The sequence below is a fragment of the Kitasatospora sp. NPDC057595 genome (genome assembly GCF_042800875.1).
Taxonomy (GTDB): domain Bacteria; phylum Actinomycetota; class Actinomycetes; order Streptomycetales; family Streptomycetaceae; genus Kitasatospora.
Window position 1 is genome coordinate 158629 of the sequence record NZ_JBHVGL010000018.1, and the last position, 15459, is coordinate 174087.

At 73.8% G+C, this 15459-nt stretch carries 11 protein-coding genes; 3 read left to right on the plus strand and 8 right to left on the minus strand.

All coding sequences use genetic code 11. From position 1 onward, the window contains the following. The first annotated feature begins 148 nt into the window (after nt 1-148). Complete coding sequence (locus tag ACFU9E_RS25515) at nt 149-1717, plus strand: alpha/beta hydrolase (protein ID WP_380684605.1); 1569 nt, start codon at nt 149-151, stop codon at nt 1715-1717. A 26-nt stretch (nt 1718-1743) separates the two neighbouring features. Here ACFU9E_RS25515 and ACFU9E_RS25520 read toward each other — a convergent pair whose 3' ends face one another. From ACFU9E_RS25520 to asnB, 8 genes are all read right to left on the minus strand, one after another. Next, nucleotides 1744-2739 carry a 2-hydroxyacid dehydrogenase gene (locus ACFU9E_RS25520; protein WP_380684606.1) on the minus strand — a complete coding sequence of 332 codons (996 nt, stop codon included), beginning with the start codon at nt 2737-2739 and terminating at the stop codon, nt 1744-1746. 227 nt (nt 2740-2966) lie between these two features. Then, a complete protein-coding gene (locus ACFU9E_RS25525) occupies nt 2967-3992 on the minus strand; it encodes a 6-phosphofructokinase (RefSeq protein ID WP_355371973.1) in 1026 nt (341 codons plus the stop codon). 370 nt (nt 3993-4362) lie between these two features. Beyond that, a complete protein-coding gene (locus ACFU9E_RS25530; protein ID WP_355371976.1) occupies nt 4363-5091 on the minus strand; it encodes a glutamine amidotransferase in 729 nt (242 codons plus the stop codon). A 64-nt stretch (nt 5092-5155) separates the two neighbouring features. Next, nucleotides 5156-6418 (minus strand): MurT ligase domain-containing protein, encoded by a 1263-nt coding sequence (locus tag ACFU9E_RS25535; protein WP_355371978.1) that lies wholly within the window; start codon nt 6416-6418, stop codon nt 5156-5158. A gap of 293 nt (nt 6419-6711) precedes the next feature. Beyond that, nucleotides 6712-8166 (minus strand): GNAT family N-acetyltransferase, encoded by a 1455-nt coding sequence (locus ACFU9E_RS25540; RefSeq protein ID WP_380684607.1) that lies wholly within the window; start codon nt 8164-8166, stop codon nt 6712-6714. 56 nt (nt 8167-8222) lie between these two features. Beyond that, nucleotides 8223-9692: a pyridoxal phosphate-dependent decarboxylase family protein gene (locus tag ACFU9E_RS25545; RefSeq protein WP_380684608.1), complete on the minus strand. Its 1470-nt coding sequence runs from the start codon at nt 9690-9692 to the stop codon at nt 8223-8225. Nucleotides 9693-9816: 124 nt separating this feature from the next. Beyond that, on the minus strand, nt 9817-10938 hold the full coding sequence (locus ACFU9E_RS25550) for a hypothetical protein (RefSeq protein ID WP_380684609.1): 1122 nt from the start codon (nt 10936-10938) through the stop codon (nt 9817-9819). A gap of 263 nt (nt 10939-11201) precedes the next feature. After that, a complete protein-coding gene (asnB, locus tag ACFU9E_RS25555) occupies nt 11202-13052 on the minus strand; it encodes an asparagine synthase (glutamine-hydrolyzing) (protein ID WP_380682925.1) in 1851 nt (616 codons plus the stop codon). Nucleotides 13053-13255: 203 nt separating this feature from the next. Here asnB and ACFU9E_RS25560 point away from each other — a divergent pair, with 203 nt between their 5' ends. Together ACFU9E_RS25560 and glmS are read left to right on the plus strand one after the other, a co-directional pair. Beyond that, the gene (locus ACFU9E_RS25560) at nt 13256-13540 is read left to right on the plus strand and encodes a hypothetical protein (RefSeq protein WP_327683601.1); all 285 of its coding nucleotides are present in this window, start codon (nt 13256-13258) and stop codon (nt 13538-13540) included. Between the two features lie 64 nt (nt 13541-13604). Beyond that, nucleotides 13605-15431, plus strand: coding sequence for a glutamine--fructose-6-phosphate transaminase (isomerizing) (glmS, locus tag ACFU9E_RS25565; RefSeq protein ID WP_380682926.1), 1827 nt, complete (start codon nt 13605-13607; stop codon nt 15429-15431). Nucleotides 15432-15459: the final 28 nt, after the last annotated feature.

A 15459-nucleotide genomic window follows, 5' to 3' on the forward strand; every position in this document is an offset into this window, starting at 1 on the left:
GTGGCGCGCGGCCGCGGATGGTCCTGAAGTAGCAGATCCGTAGCGGCACTTCGGCGGGGGAGGCCGGTACCGGTGGTGGACGCGCCCGGCCGTCGCGGGCGCCTACGGTCGCCCCGACGGTCCACCGAGGAACCCGAGGGGAAACACCGTGATCCGCGCCGCCAAGTCGGCCGCCGCTGTGGCGGCGCTGGCCCTGTCCGTCCTCACCGCGTCGGCCGTACCGGCATCGGCACTCGGCGTCACCGCGCCGGCCGCCGCCGACCCGCTCGCCGCGTTGCGCGGCCGGCAGCCGGTCTGGCACCCCTGCGCGACCGGCCCGGAGGACGCCGCCGGCGCCGAACTCGACGCCGCCGGCGCCCGCTGCACCGAGGTGACCGTCCCCCTCGACTACCGCCGTCCCGAGGGAAGGACGATCGGCGTCGCCCTCTCCCGGCTGCCCGCCACCGACCCCGCCCACCGGCTGGGCACCCTGTTCTACAACCCCGGTGGCCCCGGCGTCCCCGCCCGCGGGCTCGCCCTCGCCCTGCGCCAGGCCGCCCCCGCCGTCGGCGCCCGGTACGACATCGTCGGCATGGACCCGCGCTTCGTCGGTGCCAGCACCCCCCTCGACTGCGGCTGGCCGACGGCCGGCCCCGGCTCGGCCGGCCCCGACCGGCTGGGCTTCGACCGGGCCGCCGAGGTCGCCAAGGACCTCGCGGCCCGCTGCGCCCCGTACCGCGCCCTGCTGCCGCACGCCTCCACCCGCAACACCGCCCGGGACATGGACCTGGTGCGCGCCGTCCTCGGCGAGCCGACGGTCGCCTATCTCGGTTCGTCCTACGGGAGCTACCTCGGCGAGGTCTACCTCCAGATGTTCCCCGACCGGGTCGGGCGGGCGGTGTTCGACGCGGCCATGGACCCGGACCGCTTCGGCCCCGACCTGACCGCCACCCAGGGCCCCGCGATGGGGGCCGCGCTCACCGCCTGGGCCGCCTGGGCGGCCGGCCACGACGACCGCCACCACCTGGGCGTGACCACCGCCGAGGTGCTGGCCTCGGTCGAGCGGGTGCGCCTGGCCGCCGAGCGCGCCCCGCTGGCGGTCGGTGCCCACCGGGTCGACGCCCGAGCCCTGCCGCAGGTGCTGTGGACGGTGTCGGCCGGCGACGACGACGCCGCCTACGAGGAGTTCTCCGCCCTGGTGCACGTCCTGGCCGACGTCGCCGACGGCCGGCCGACCCCGCCGACCGCACTGCTGGAGGCGGTACTGGCCGGACTGGAGGCCCCCGACACCGGCGGCTACGCCGCCGTGCAGACCGCGATCATGTGCGCGGACCGCGCCGCCTCGCGCGACCCGCTCGCCTACTACCGGGACATCCGGGCCCACCGCGCCGACGAGCCGCTGTTCGGTCCGCTCACCCGCAATCTCACGCCCTGCACCTACTGGCCCACGGACCCCGCTGAGCCGCCCACCCGGGTGCGCAACGCCGTCCCGGTCCTGCTGGTAGGCGCCGACGGCGACCCGGCCGCCACCTACCCCGGCCAGCTCTCCGCCCACCGCGCGCTGACCGGCTCCCGCCTGGTGACCCTGCGCGGCGCCTTCCGCCACACCGTCTACGCGGGCCTGTTCGCCCCGCGTGACACCTGCGTGGACGCCGCAGTCGACCGCTACCTCCTCGACGGCGTCCTCCCCGCCCAAGACGCCGACTGCCCGTCACCCCGACCGTCACACCGCCCGTAGGCCCGTGAGAAGCGGGAGCACGGTCGTCAGCTCCTGGGGACGAGGGTGTTCTCGTTGGTGCGGCCCTTGGCGTGGTCGTCGATGTTGCGGACGGTGGCGTCGATGATCTGGCCGACGGCGGTGTGGGTGAAGTAGGCCTGGTGGCTGGTGACCAGGACCTGGGGGAAGGTGACGAGGCGGGCGAGGGTGTCGTCGGTGATGCCGTGGATGGAGCGGTCGGTGAAGAAGACGCCGGTCTCCTCCTCGTAGACGTCGAGGCCGACGCCGGAGAGGCGTCCGGCGCGCAGGGTCTCGACCAGGGCGGCGCTGTCGATGAGGCCGCCGCGGCTGGAGTTGACGAGGATCGCGTCGTCCTTCATGCGGGCGAGGGCGGCGCTGTCGATCAGGTGGTGGGTGGCGGGGAGGAGGGGAACGTGGAGGCTGATGAGGTCGGCGCGGGTGAGCAGTTCGGGGAGTTCGGTGTAGGCCATGCCGAGGTCGAGGCAGGCGGGGTTGCGGGTGATGTCCCAGCCGAGGAGGTGGGTGCCGAAGCCGGCGGCGATGCGGGCGAAGCACTCGCCGATCTTGCCGGTGCCGATGACGCCGACGGTCATGCCGTGGATGTCGCGGCCGAGCAGGCCGTCGAGGCGGAAGTCGAACTCGCGGGAGCGGTTGGCGGCGCGGGTGAGGCGCCGGTTGACGGCGAGGGCCAGGGTCCAGGCGTGTTCGGCAACTGAGTACGGGCTGTAGTGGGAGACCCGAGCGACGGTGAGACCGAGTTCGGCGGCGGCGTCCAGGTCGATGTTGTTGAAGCCGGTGGAGCGCTGGGCGATCAGCTTCGTGCCGCCGGCGGCGAGGACGGCGAGGGTCCCGGCGTCCAGGACGTCGTTGACGCTGCTGCTGACGGCGGGGTAGCCGGCGGCCAGCGGGGCGGTGTCGCGGTTGAGGAAGACGGACAGGCAGCGCAGCCCGTACCGGCCCGCGAACGCTTCCTCCATCAGCGGCCGCTCATCCGCCTGCACGCCGTACGCGAGGATCTCCATCGCCTTGGTGTCCTTCCGTTGGGGGGCCGGTCCACGGTGTCGTCCACCCTGGCCCACTGATCAAGACCAAGCAAAGATGACCGACTCCGAACACCGGCTTCTGATCCGGCGGTCCCGCTCCCGGCAGGGCGGCTGCCGAGAACGGCTCCGGCCCCCCGAGGCTCGCGCGCTCGGGGGGCGGGGCTCCGCGGTGAAGTGGTGAACGGCGAAGCGGGGGAGCGAGGCGGTCAGATGACCGTCTCGGCCTCCAGGTAGCGGTCGGCCGGGACGGTCTTCAGCTCGGCCACCGCCTCGCCCAACGGCACCAGGTTGATGTCGGTGCCCTGCAGGGCGGTGATGTGCCCGAAGGCGCCCTGGTGGACGGCCTCCACGGCGTGCCAGCCGAACCGGGTGGCGAGCACCCGGTCGTAGGCGGTCGGGGTGCCGCCGCGCTGGGTGTGGCCGAGGATCACCGGACGGGCCTCCTTGCCGAGGCGGTGCTCCAGCTCGCGGGAGAGCTGGGTCGCGATGCCGGTGAAGCGCTCGTGGCCGTAGATGTCCTTGGTGCCCTCCTCCCAGTGCATGGTGCCGGGCTCGGGCTTGGCGCCCTCGGCGCAGACCACGATCGCGAACTTCTTCTGCCGGTCGAAGCGCTCCCGGACGACGGCGGTGAGCTTCTCGATGTGGAACGGGCGCTCCGGGACGACGATCGCGTGCGCACCGGCGGCCATGCCCGCGTTCAGCGCGATCCAGCCGGTGTGACGGCCCATGACCTCGACGACCATGACGCGCTGGTGCGACTCGGCGGTGGTCTTCAGCCGGTCCAGCGCCTCGGTGGCGACCGACACGGCGGTGTCGAAGCCGAAGGTGACGTCGGTGCAGGCGATGTCGTTGTCGATGGTCTTCGGCACGCCGACGATCGGCAGGCCCGCGTCGCTCATCAGCTTGGCGGCCTTCAGGGTGCCCTCGCCGCCGATCGGGATCACCGCGTCCAGGCCGAGGTCCGCGCAGTACTGCTTGGCGCGCTCGACGCCGTCGCGCAGGTGGCTGGGCTGGACCCGGGAGGAACCGAGGATGGTGCCGCCCTGGGCGAGGATCCCGCTCACCGAGTCGAGGGTCAGGGGCCGGTGGTGCCCCTCCAGGAACCCGCGCCAGCCGTCCTCGAACCCGATGATCTCGTCGCCGTGGTCGACCACCCCCCGGTGGACCACGGAGCGGATCACCGCGTTCAGGCCGGGGCAGTCACCGCCGCTGGTCAGCACTCCAATACGCATTGCTTTGCAACTCCCGAGCAGAACCGAGGAACGGCCGGACTACAGGCTGGGACGACGGACCGCCACCGTAGCGAGCCGTTCCCGCGCCGGGTTGACGCGGAGATGGCCGCCGGGTGAAGGACCGGCCGATTCGGACAGAACATCCGAAACCGGCCGTGGGTGTCGAGCATACGGCCCCTGCGTCCGGCCGGGCAGGAGCCGACGCGGGAGCGGCGCCGTCGGCGCCCCCGCGTGGAAGTGCAGCCTGCTGCCGAGGAGGGTGTGCAGCCGGCAGCCCCGGGAAGGGGCAGCCCCATTGTCGTACGTTCCGGCCCGCCCGTGGGCCGGGTGACCGCATCGCGGGCACCCGGTCGGACGGGCCCGGGACGTGCTACGCGGGGCGCGTCGTGGCCGCGATGCGCTCGGAGCGCAGCGCGTCGTACCAGGTGGTGTCGGCCGGCGGCAGGGCGTTCACGTCCAGCGCCAGCTTGATCAGCATGTCGGCGACGGCGGGGTTGCGCGCCATCACCGGGCCGTGCAGGTAGGTGCCGAAGACGGTGTCCCGCCAGGCGCCCTCGGTGCCGTCGCCGGTGCCGTTGCCCCGGCCGGCGGTGACCCGGGCCAGCGGCTTGACGCCCTGGCCGAGGTGGGTCACGCCCTGGTGGTTCTCGAACCCGGTCAGCTGCGGCAGGCCGAGGGCCGGGTCGACGTCGGCCAGCACGTCGCCGACGCAGCGCTCGCCCTCGCCGCGGCTGGTCCACACGTCCAGCAGGCCGAGGCCCGGCTCGCGCTGGCCGAGGTCGTTGATGAACTCGTGGCCGAGGATCTGGTAGCCGGCGCAGACCGCGAAGATGATCGCGCCGTTCTCGGAGGCCCGCACCAGCCCGGAGTCGTTGCGCAGCCGCTCGGCGGCGAGCCGCTGCGGACGGTCCTCGCCGCCGCCGATCAGGTAGATGTCGCCGCTGGTGGGCACCGCCTGGTCGGAGCGGACGTCGATCCGGGTCACGTTGAGGTGGCGCTGCCGGGCCCGGCGCTCCACGACCAGGGCGTTGCCGCGGTCGCCGTAGGTGCTGAGCAGGTCGGGGTAGACCCAGACCACGCGCAGGCTGCTCTCACTCATCCTCGAAGGCCTTCCATGACGTACGTGCGGTGGGCTGCTGGGGCTGCTGGGCGGGTGGCCGGCATCAGCCGGCCACGACCTTCCGCAGCTGCTGGAAGGCGGTGTAGTTGGCGATCGCCTCGATCCGGCCGGGCGGCGCCATCCGGACGGCCTGCTCCAGCGAGTCCACGACGTGGAACTGCAGGCCGGCGACCTCCAGGCGCACCGCCAGGTCCAGCTTGCGCTGGCCCAGCACGAACACCGGGTGCCCGGCGAGCCGCTCGTAGTCCACGTCCCACAGCCACGAGGTGTCGGTGCCGTCGGCGTCCAGGGCGTTGACCGAGAGCACCACCGGGGTCGGCGGGCCGTCGATCAGCGAGAAGGTCTCCAGCCAGCCGGCCGGGTTCTTGGCCAGCAGCAGCCGGATGTCGCGGCCCTGGTACTGGACGACGTCGTAGCGGCCGGCCACCGCGGTGACGGAGCGCATCCGCTCCAGCGCGACCTGCGGGGAGACGCCGAACACGGCGGCGACGGCGGCCGAGCTGGTGGCGTTGGCCAGGTTGGCCCGGCCGGGCAGCTGGAGCTGGATCGGCCAGGCGCCGCGCTGCGGGTCGATGACGTGGGTGCCCTGCAGGGCCCAGTGCGGGTTGGGGCGCCGGAAGCCGCACTCCTGGCAGAACCAGTCGTCGCCGGGGCGCTGCATCACGCCGCCGCAGGCCGGGCAGGACCAGGCGTCCTCCTTCCACGCCTGTCCGGCGGCCACCCAGACCACCTTCTTGCAGGAGGACGCGGCCCAGGTCACCAGCGGGTCGTCGGCGTTGGCGATCACCACGGCCTCGGTGTCCTGCAGGCCCTCGCGCCACTTCTCCGCCATCATGCGGGTCTCGGCGGCGCGGTCGAGCTGGTCGCGGGAGAGGTTGAGCAGGGCGATCGCCTTGGGGCGGGTGTCCCGGGCCACCATCGCCAGGTACTTCTCGTCGACCTCGATGACGCCGAAGCGGGCCTCGGAGCCGCCGGCCAGGGCGGAGGTGATGCCGGCCGGCATGTTGGCGCCGAGCGCGTTGGAGACGACCGGGCCGGCGGCGCGCAGCGCCTCGGCGATCAGACGGGTGGTCGTGGTCTTGCCGTTGGTGGCGCTGACCAGCACCACGTCGAGGTTCTCGGCGAGGGTGGCGAGCAGATCGGGGTCGAGCCTCAGGGCGACCTTGCCGCCGATCACCGATCCGCTGCCGCGCCCGGCCTTGCGGGAGACGGCGGCGGCCACCTTGCCGGCGGTCACCGCGATCTTCGCGCGCGCCGGCAGCGAGGCGTCGCGTGCGCCTGTGGGCTCCGATTCGGTGCCTGCCATGCTCAGTGGTTCCTCCTTGCTGCGGCACCGCCCGGGGCCGGACTACGGGCCGTCGGGCGGCGGGGACGGGATCAGCCTACCGACTCCGCTGCCCGGCTCGGCGCCCCGGACCCCGTGCCGCCTGCTGCGGAGCGCCCGGAGAGCCCGTCCGGGCGGTCCTGACACGGGGTCGGGGCCGGCGGTGTACGGAGGGGCCGTTCGCCGTCGGGGACGCACCGCCGGGGTGCGGCGGTTCCGGCCGCCGGGGCGGGAGGAGCCCTTGGTGAGGGTGTGGTGAAGAAATGACCAGATGATTACCGGCCCGGGCGGGTCTGCCAGGGCACCGGGAGCTCCTCGGCCGCCTCCGCCAGGTGCGCGGTGATGACCAGGGTCCCGTCCTCCACCTGGTGGTCCAGCGGCGCCGCCAGCCGCCGCATGGTGGCGATCAGCCCGGAGTTGGAGGACTGGGTGACCGCGTACACCGTGTCCACCCCGGCCTCCAGGGCCAGCGCGGACATCCGCCGCATCAGGTCCAGGCCCAGCCCGCGCCGCTGCCAGGCGTCCTCGACCAGCACCGCCACCTCGGCGCCCTCGTCGTCCCACATCAGGTGTCCGAGGGCGACGATCCGACCGTCGGCCGTCTCCACCGCCAGGGTCTGGCCGTGCCGGGCGTCCAGCAGGTGGTCCAGGTAGCGGTCGGCGTCCCGGACCGGTCCGTGGTAGCGCTTGCGCAGCGTGTCGGGGGAGCAGCGGTGGTGCATCGCCAGCGCCGCCTCCTTGTCCGCCGCGTCGGCGCGCCGCACGGTCAGGTCGGCGCCGGCCGGCAGGCTCAGCCGGGCCCGGACGTCCGGCACCCGGGGCCCGAGCAGGGCGTCCAGCTCGACCAGCGCCTGCGCCCGGGCGAACTCGGTCGGGGTGAACGGCAGCTGCGGGCGGGTGAGCTCGACGAGGTCCCCGGAGGGCACCGGCAGCCGCATCACGTGCCCGTCCACCCCGGCGGCGGCCCGCGCGGCGGCGCCCGGGTACTGCCGGATGCCGCACTGCCCGAACAGCCGGCGCAGCGCGATCGGCAGCTCGGCGGCGTCCAGCGCGGTCCGGGTGGCCAGCCCCAGGACGTGGGTCGGCAGGTCCACCAGGTCGTGGGCGTCGGCCGGGCCGGTCCAGATGTCGTCGCCGCCGGCCCCGGCGACCAGCGCGGCCAGGTCGGCCCGGGCCAGCGAGCGCGGGGCGCGCACGAAGAACTCGTCCACCGCGCCGGACGGCAGCGGGTGGGACTGCATCGAGACGATGTTCACCTGCCGCGCCGCGAAGGCCGCGCAGATCCGGGCCAGGCTGCCGGGGGAGTCCCGCACCGTGGTGCGCAGCCGCCACAGCGCGGTCTCCTCGAAGTCGTGCAGCGGCCCCTTCAACGGCTCGGCCTGCGAGGCCTGCGAGGCCTGTGCGGCCGGCGCGACCTGCACGGCCGGCCCGGCCGGTGGCGCGGGCGCGTCCGGTGCGGGCGGTCCGTGCAGCCGGTGGTGGTGCGACCACCAGGTGTGGAACAGCGCCGTGGCGAGCAGGGCGGTGGCGGACGCGGCCAGCACCACCGGTCCGTCGGGCCCGTGCACCACGAGCTTGGCCACCAGGTCGGCGGTGGTCACCGAGACGAAGACGGCGGCGAGCTCCACCGCGTCGCGCCGCCACCGGTGGGTACGGCCGCCGCGGCGCTGGGCACGGGAGGGGTTCGGGGACTGGACGTTCTCGGGCTTCGGCTTCTCCAGGTGCTCCATGCCATCAATCTGCCGCTTCGGTGTTTCACGATCACGAATCCCCCGTGACCTGACGGTTAATGGTGCCGTGCATCGCCCGGCCCACGACCGGAAGCCTTCACTTCGTCGAGCAGGATCAGCAGGTCCGTTTCGGTGGTGGCCGGGTTGAGCAGGCAGGCGCGCAGGATCTCGCGGCCGGCCAGCCGGGCGCCGGTGACGAAGGCGCGGCCGCGGCGCTGGACGGCGGCGGGCAGCTCGCGGTTGAGCGCGTCCAGGTCGGCCTCGGTCAGGCCGGGCGGGCGGAGGCGGAACGCGACGATGGAGGTCTGCACCTCGGCGAGCAGCTCCAGATCGGGGTCGGCGGAGACGAGTTCGCCGAGCCGGCGGGCGAGGGCGGTGGTACGGGCGACGTCCCGGGCGAGGCCGTCGCGGCCGCGGTGGGCGATGGTGGCCCACACCTTGAGGGCGCGGAACGGGCGGGTCTGCTCGGTGCCGTACTCGGAGAACCAGCCGAGCTCGCCGGCCGTCTCGTCGCGCAGGTAGGAGGGGACGAGGCTGAAGGCGGCGCGCAGCCCCTCGGGGTCGCGGACCAGCGCGCAGCCGCAGTCGACCGGGACGCCGAGCCACTTGTGCGGGTCGAGGGCGAGCGAGTCGGCCCGCTCCAGCCCGGCGTAGCGGTGCGCGATCACCGGGTCGAGCACGCCGAACGCGCCGTAGGCGCCGTCCACGTGCAGCCACAGGCGCTCCTCGGCGCAGAGGTCGGCGAGCGGGTGGAAGGCGTCCACCGCGCCGGTGCCGACGGTGCCGGCCGAGGCGACCACCAGGAAGGGCAGCAGTCCGTCGGCCCGGTCGCGGGCGACGGCGGCGCGCAGGTCGGCCGGGTCGAGGCGGCCGTCCGGGCCGGTGGCCACGGTGCGCAGGTGGCGGCTGCCGAGGCCCAGCAGCTCGGCGGCCTTGCGCACGCAGGAGTGGGTCTCGCCGGTGACGTAGCCGACCAGCGGCGGCATCCCGGCCAGGCCGTCCTCGCGGACGTCCCACCCGCCGGCGCGCGCGGCCCGGTCGCGGGCGGCGGCGAGGCAGACGATGGTCGCCATCGAGGTGCCGGAGGTGAGGAGTCCGCCGCCGGGCGGGTGCGGGAAGCCGACCAGCTCGGCGATCCAGCGGACCACGGCCCGCTCCAGGTGGACGTCGGCGTGGTCGCCGCCGGCCGAGCTGGGGTTCATCGCGGCGGCGGCCAGGGTGGCGAGCACGCCCGCCGGGGCGGGGGCGGAGTTCACCCAGCCGAAGAACCGGGGGTGGCCGTTGCCCATCGGGTACGGCAGCACGTCGCGGCCGACGGTCTCCAGCAGCTCGGCGAGCGGGCGGCCGGCCGCGGGCAGCGGGGCGTCCAGCAGGGCGCGGCGGGCGGCGTCGTCCATCGGCTGCCAGACCGGGCGGGCGGCCAGCCCGGCGAGGTGGTCGGCGGCCAGGTCGGCGGCGGTGTGCGCGGCGGCGCGGAAGTCGTCGGCGGTGTCGGCGGCGTCGGTGCGGGGGGCGTCGGAGGTCATGTGCGGCTCCGGGGGTGGTGCGGGCCTGGTGGCGCGGCGTCCTCGGCGCACCCGAATCCCCGTGATCCTACGGAAACGGGCCCGCGCCGTGCGGCGCGGGCCCGAAAGGCAGGACGGGCGGCGGTCAGTCGAGCGAGGCGGAGAGCCCGCTCGCCGAGCGGCAGTAGCCCTGCATCTCCTTGTCGGTGAACTTGGCGCAGAGCCGGCCGGCCGCCCCCGCGTCGGTGTAGTTGACCGTGTAGTAGCTGACCAGGCCCTCCGCGCAGGCCTTGCGCTGCCAGCCGTCCGCGGCGGTCGCGCACTGCTGGGCGGCCCAGTCCTCACGGTCCAGGTTGTACTTCATGGTGCGCGAGCCCACGCCCCGGCTGCAGTCCACCGCCCCGCCGGAGGCCTTGCCGTTGAGGCACCACTTCAGGGCCTCGGCGTACACCTCGGGGTGGTTCGGGTAGTCGTGCGAGGAGAGGTAGAAGGTGGGCGCGTAGAAGTAGCAGGCGGACTGGAACAGCGACGGCTGGTCCTTGCACGGGTAGAGCGGGTCCTGGGCGAGCTTGTCGGCGGGGAGGTTGGCCTTCGCCTTCTCGTCCTCCTCGTCGGGGCCGAAGAGCTGCATGAACAGGCCCTCGGAGCAGCGGATCCGGTTCTGGTCGGTGGTGAACTTGTTGCACAGCTCGCGGGCCTTGGCGACGTCCTGCTTGGCGACGAACATCGTGCCGTGGCCGACGCCGTGGATGCAGGGGCCGCTGTTCTTGGGCGCGCACAGTTTGACCAGGTCGGTCTCGGGCTGGGGGGAGGCGTTGAGCATCTCCTCGACGGCGCCGTGCAGGTAGCCGGCCGCGCAGGTCTCGTGCGGGTAGGAGATGACCTTCTGGAAGTCGGCGTTGAACCGCTTGACGGCCGCGTGCCCGAGCTCGTGGGCGATCGGGTGGCAGAACCGGACGGTGTAGGGCAGCTGCTTGGTGATCCGGTCGAGGTCGGCCAGCGCGACGCCGGGGTCGCTGGCGTCCATCTCGGCCATCAGCTTGTTGCGCAGCGTCGAGCGGGTCCACACCGCCGGGTCCCCGGTCGCCGTGGCGCCGACGGCGGTGGCTCCGCCGGCCGGCTGCGCGGTGCCGGCCCCGGGGGCGGCCGGCTGCTCGGCCACCGCGGCGGTGACCGGCTCGGGCGTCCAGTCGGTGACGGCCACCGACCCCAGGCCGAGCACCCCGAGCAGCAGGGCGGTGAGGATCGCGAAGGCTCGCGGTTGCATGACGGAGATCCCCCGGCGGATCGAGACGGACGGGACTCTCCCCATCCTGACGGCACGGGCTTCGGATTCCGCGTTATCGACCGCCATTCGGGAGGTGTCGGCGACGCTACCGCACCTCCTGCCGGGTCAACGACGCGGGTTGGCGGCTGTTCACGGGACGGGCCCTGGCGGGCCGTCGGGTCCCGGGCGGCGCGGTGTGCGCGCCGCCCGGGGGCGGGCCGTCCGGGTTCGCCCGGGGTCGTCCCGGGTCGTCCGGAGTTCGCTCAGAGCTCCAGCGACACCTGATATTCCGTCAGCCAGGCGTCGAGGTCCAGGGCCAGATCGGTCGCCAGCCGGACCGTCTGCGGGTCGGTGTCCGGCGCGAGCGCGTCGGACAGCGCCCGGCGGTCCAGCAGCGCGAGGGCGGGGGAGGCCGGATCGGCGGCCAGCGCGGCGAGCTCCGCGCGCAGCAGCTGCGGATAGCGCGGGTCCTGCACGATCGGGTAGGGGCTCTTCATCCGGTCGGCGATCTCGGCCGGCAGCACGTCCCGCACCGCGGCCCGCAGCAGGCTCTTCTCCCGGCCGTCGAAGTGCTTCATCGCCCATGGCGTGTTGAAGACGTACTGCACCAGCCGGTGGTCGCAGAACGGCACCCGCACCTCCAGTCCCGTCGCCATGCTCATCCGGTCCTTGCGGTCCAGCAGGATGCAGGCGAAGCGGGTCAGGTTGAGGTACGACACCTCCCGCATCCGCCGTTCGAACGGGTCGGCGTCCGGCAGGTGCGGGACCTCGGCGAGCGCCTCGCGGTACCGGGCCCGCCGGTAGCCGTCCAGGTCGAGCTTGCGGAGCAGCTCGCGGTCCAGCAACTGCTCGCGCGGTCCGCTGCCGGTGCCGCCGAGGCTGCTGAGCACGGCCGCCCACGGGAAGTCGTCGGCGTGCACCAGCCGCGGGTCGTGGAACCAGCGGTAGCCGCCGAACAGCTCGTCCGCCGACTCGCCGGACAGCGCCACCGTGGAGCGCTCGCGCACCCCGCGGAAGAGCAGCAGCAGCGAGGCGTCCATGTCGCCGACGCCGCCCGGCAGGTCGCGGGCGCGCAGGGTGGCGAGCCGCTGGGCCGGGGCGCCGAGGGCGGCGGTGTCCAGCTCGATCACCCGGTGGTCGGCGCCCACGTGCCGGGCGAGCAGCTCCGCGTACGGGCCGTCCAGGGTGGTGCGCACGGCGTCCGGGGCGAAGTGCTCGGACTGGCCGGTGAAGTCGACCGCGAAGGAGCGCACCGGACCGGCGCCGGCGGCGCGCAGGGTGAGGGCGGCCAGGGCGGTGACCGCGCTGGAGTCCAGGCCGCCGGAGAGCAGCGAGCAGAGCGGCACGTCCGACTCCAGCTGGCGGTGGACGATGTCCTCCAGCAGCGCCCGCACGGTGCCGATCGTGGTGGGCAGGTCCTGGGTGTGCTCGCGGGCCTCCAGCGACCAGTAGCGCCGGACCGTGATGCCCTGGCGCCGCACCCGGACCACATGGCCGGGACGCACCTCGACGATGCCCCGGTACGGGGTGACCCCCGGGGTGCGGGCCAGGGTGAGCAGTTCGCGCAGCCCGTCCAGGTCGACCACCGGGCGCACCGCGGGGTGGGCGAGCAGCGCCTTCGGCTCGGAGCCGAAGACCACGCCGTCCGGCACCGGGTGGTAGTGCAGTGGTTTGACGCCCATCCGGTCGCGGACCAGCAGCAGCTCCTCGGTGCGGGCGTCCCAGACCGCGAAGGCGAACATGCCGTTGAGTCGTTCGGCCAGGTGTTCGCCCCACTCCAGGTAGGCGCGCAGCACCACCTCGGTGTCGCTGCGGGTGCGGAAGCGGTGCCCGGCGGCCTCCAGTTCGGCGCGCAGCTCGCGGTGGTTGTACACCTCCCCGCTGTAGCTGAGGGCGGCCAGCAGCCGGCCGTCGTGCTCGGCCGTCATCGGCTGGACTCCGCCCGCCAGGTCGAGCACGGCGAGGCGCCGGTGGCCCAGCGCGGCGTGCCGTTCCAGGTGGACGCCGCCGGCGTCCGGGCCGCGGCAGAGCTGGGTGCCCGTCATGGCGTCGAGCACCGCATGTTCCAGGGTCAGGTCACGGTCGTAGGCGACCCATCCGGTGATCCCGCACATCAGCAGGCCTCCCGTTCTTCCGACACTCTTCCGACGCTCCCTTTCCTCCCCCGGCCCCCCGGTGTGTGAGCAAGTCATCACGCTACGTGGTCACTCGTGTCGGCTACAAGACCCCCGTTCACAAATCGAACACGGCCAGATCCTGCCCGATTTCGGGCAGGATCTTTGATCTTTCGACGGGGGAACGCCTAGGCTCCCCACTCGTGTCCAGCTCGCCAGGTCCCTCGCACCCTCATGAAGACCTGCTCGCCCACCTCACCCGGACCAGCCCGCTCGGGCCCCGGGAGGCGGCGCGGGTGGTGGCCGAGGTGCTGGCGTACTTCTCCGAGACCACCGAGGAGTACGTCCGGCGCCGCCACGGCGAACTCCAGGCACGCGGCCTGACCAACGAACGGATCTTCGCCCGGCTCGCCGAGGAGCTGCCGGCCCGCCGGGTCGCGGCGCCCGGCCTCTCGGCCCGGCAGCTGCGCCGCATCGTCTACGGCTGACCGGCCGCCCCCGACCCCGCCGACCCCGCCGACCTCACCGACCTCACCGACCCAGGAGTCCACCATGTGCGGAATCGTGGCCTACATCGGCCCCAAGGACGCGACGCCCTTCCTGCTGGAGGGCCTCGCCCGGCTGGAGTACCGCGGCTACGACTCCGCCGGCGTGGCCGTCGCCGGACGCACCGGCGGCATCAAGGTCCGCAAGGTCAAGGGCCGGGTCGCCGACCTCGCCGCCGACATCCCCGCCCGCTTCAAGGGCGCCACCGGCATCGGCCACACCCGCTGGGCCACCCACGGCGTCCCCAGCGACGCCAACGCCCACCCGCACCTGGACAACTCCGAGCGCATCGCCGTCGTCCACAACGGCATCGTCGAGAACGCCGACGAGCTGCGGGTGCGGCTCGCCGCCGACGGCGCCGTGTTCCGCTCCGAGACCGACACCGAGGTGCTCGCCCACCTCGTCGCCGCCCACGCCACCGAGGGCGTCGAGCTGGAGGAGGCCGTGCGCGCCGCCCTCGCCAAGGTCGTCGGCACCTACGGCATCGCCGTCCTCGACGCCGAGCGGCCCGACCGCATCGTGGTCGCCCGCAACGGCAGCCCGATCGTGCTCGGCATCGGCGAGAAGGAGATGTTCGTCGCCTCCGACGTCTCCGCGCTCGTCCGCTACACCCGCCAGGTCGTCCACCTGGAGGACGGCGAGCTGGCCACCGTGCGCGCCGACGGCTTCCGCACCTTCACCGAGGACGCCCGCACCACCCACCGTCAGCCGTCCACCGTCGACTGGGAGATCGACTCCTACGACACCGGCGGCTACGAGCACTTCCTGCTCAAGGAGATCCACGAGCAGCCCGGCTCGGTCGAGCGCACCCTCAGCGGCCGGCTCGACGAGCGGTTCGCCACCGCCCACCTCGGCGGCCTCAACCTGGACGCCCGCGAGCTGCGCGAGATCCGCCGGGTCAAGATCCTCGGCTGCGGCTCCGCCTACTACGCCGGCGAGATGGGCGCCCAGCTGATAGAGGAGCTGGCCCGCATCCCCGCGCACAGCGAACCCGCCTCCGAGTTCCGCTACCGCAACCCGGTCATCGAGGCCGACACCCTCTACATCGCGGTCAGCCAGTCCGGCGAGACCTATGACACCCTCGCCGCCGTGCAGGAGGTCAAGCGCAAGGGCGGCCGGGTGCTCGGCGTCGTCAACACGGTCGGCAGCGCCATCGCCCGCGAGTGCGACGGTGGCATCTACCTGCACGCCGGCCCGGAGATCTCGGTCGCCTCCACCAAGGCCTTCACCTCCACCGTCGTCGCCTTCGCGCTGCTCGCCCTGCACTTCGGCCGGATCCACGACCTCTCGCCCGCCGACGGCCGCCGGATCGTCTCCGCCCTCAAGGCGCTGCCCGGCCAGATCCGCGAGGTCCTCGCCCAGAGCGACGAGATCGCCCGCCTCGCCGCCGAGTACGCCGACTCCACCGGGATGATGTTCATCGGCCGGGTGCGCGGCTACCCCGTCGCCCGCGAGGGCGCGCAGAAGCTCAAGGAGATCTCCTACGTGCACGCCGAGGCCTACCCGGCGAGCGAGCTGAAGCACGGCCCGCTGGCCCTGATCAGCCCCGAGCTGCCCACCGTCGCCCTCGTCCCGGACGACGAACTGCTCGACAAGAACCTCACCACCCTCGGCGAGATCAAGGCCCGCTCGGGCCGCGTCCTGGCCGTCGCCCACCGCCGCCCCGAGGCCAGGCTCGCCGACCACTGCATCCTGGTCCCCAGGAGCGAGCCCGAACTGGACCCGCTGCTCCTCAACATCCCGCTCCAGCTGCTCGCGTACCACGCCGCGGTCGCGCTGAAGCGCGACGTCGACAAGCCCCGCAACCTCGCCAAGAGCGTCACCGTCGAGTAGCCGCGGGCACGGTGGAGCCCGGGGACCG

Coding starts and splice junctions, on each gene's coding strand:
- ACFU9E_RS25520 (WP_380684606.1), bottom strand. CDS start 2,739: ATGGAGATCCTCGCGTACGGCGTGCAGGCGGATGAGCGGCCGCTGATG.
- ACFU9E_RS25525 (WP_355371973.1), bottom strand. CDS start 3,992: ATGCGTATTGGAGTGCTGACCAGCGGCGGTGACTGCCCCGGCCTGAAC.
- ACFU9E_RS25530 (WP_355371976.1), bottom strand. CDS start 5,091: ATGAGTGAGAGCAGCCTGCGCGTGGTCTGGGTCTACCCCGACCTGCTC.
- ACFU9E_RS25535 (WP_355371978.1), bottom strand. CDS start 6,418: ATGGCAGGCACCGAATCGGAGCCCACAGGCGCACGCGACGCCTCGCTG.
- ACFU9E_RS25540 (WP_380684607.1), bottom strand. CDS start 8,166: ATGGAGCACCTGGAGAAGCCGAAGCCCGAGAACGTCCAGTCCCCGAAC.
- ACFU9E_RS25545 (WP_380684608.1), bottom strand. CDS start 9,692: ATGACCTCCGACGCCCCCCGCACCGACGCCGCCGACACCGCCGACGAC.
- ACFU9E_RS25550 (WP_380684609.1), bottom strand. CDS start 10,938: ATGCAACCGCGAGCCTTCGCGATCCTCACCGCCCTGCTGCTCGGGGTG.
- asnB (WP_380682925.1), bottom strand. CDS start 13,052: ATGTGCGGGATCACCGGATGGGTCGCCTACGACCGTGACCTGACCCTG.
- glmS (WP_380682926.1), top strand. CDS start 13,605: ATGTGCGGAATCGTGGCCTACATCGGCCCCAAGGACGCGACGCCCTTC.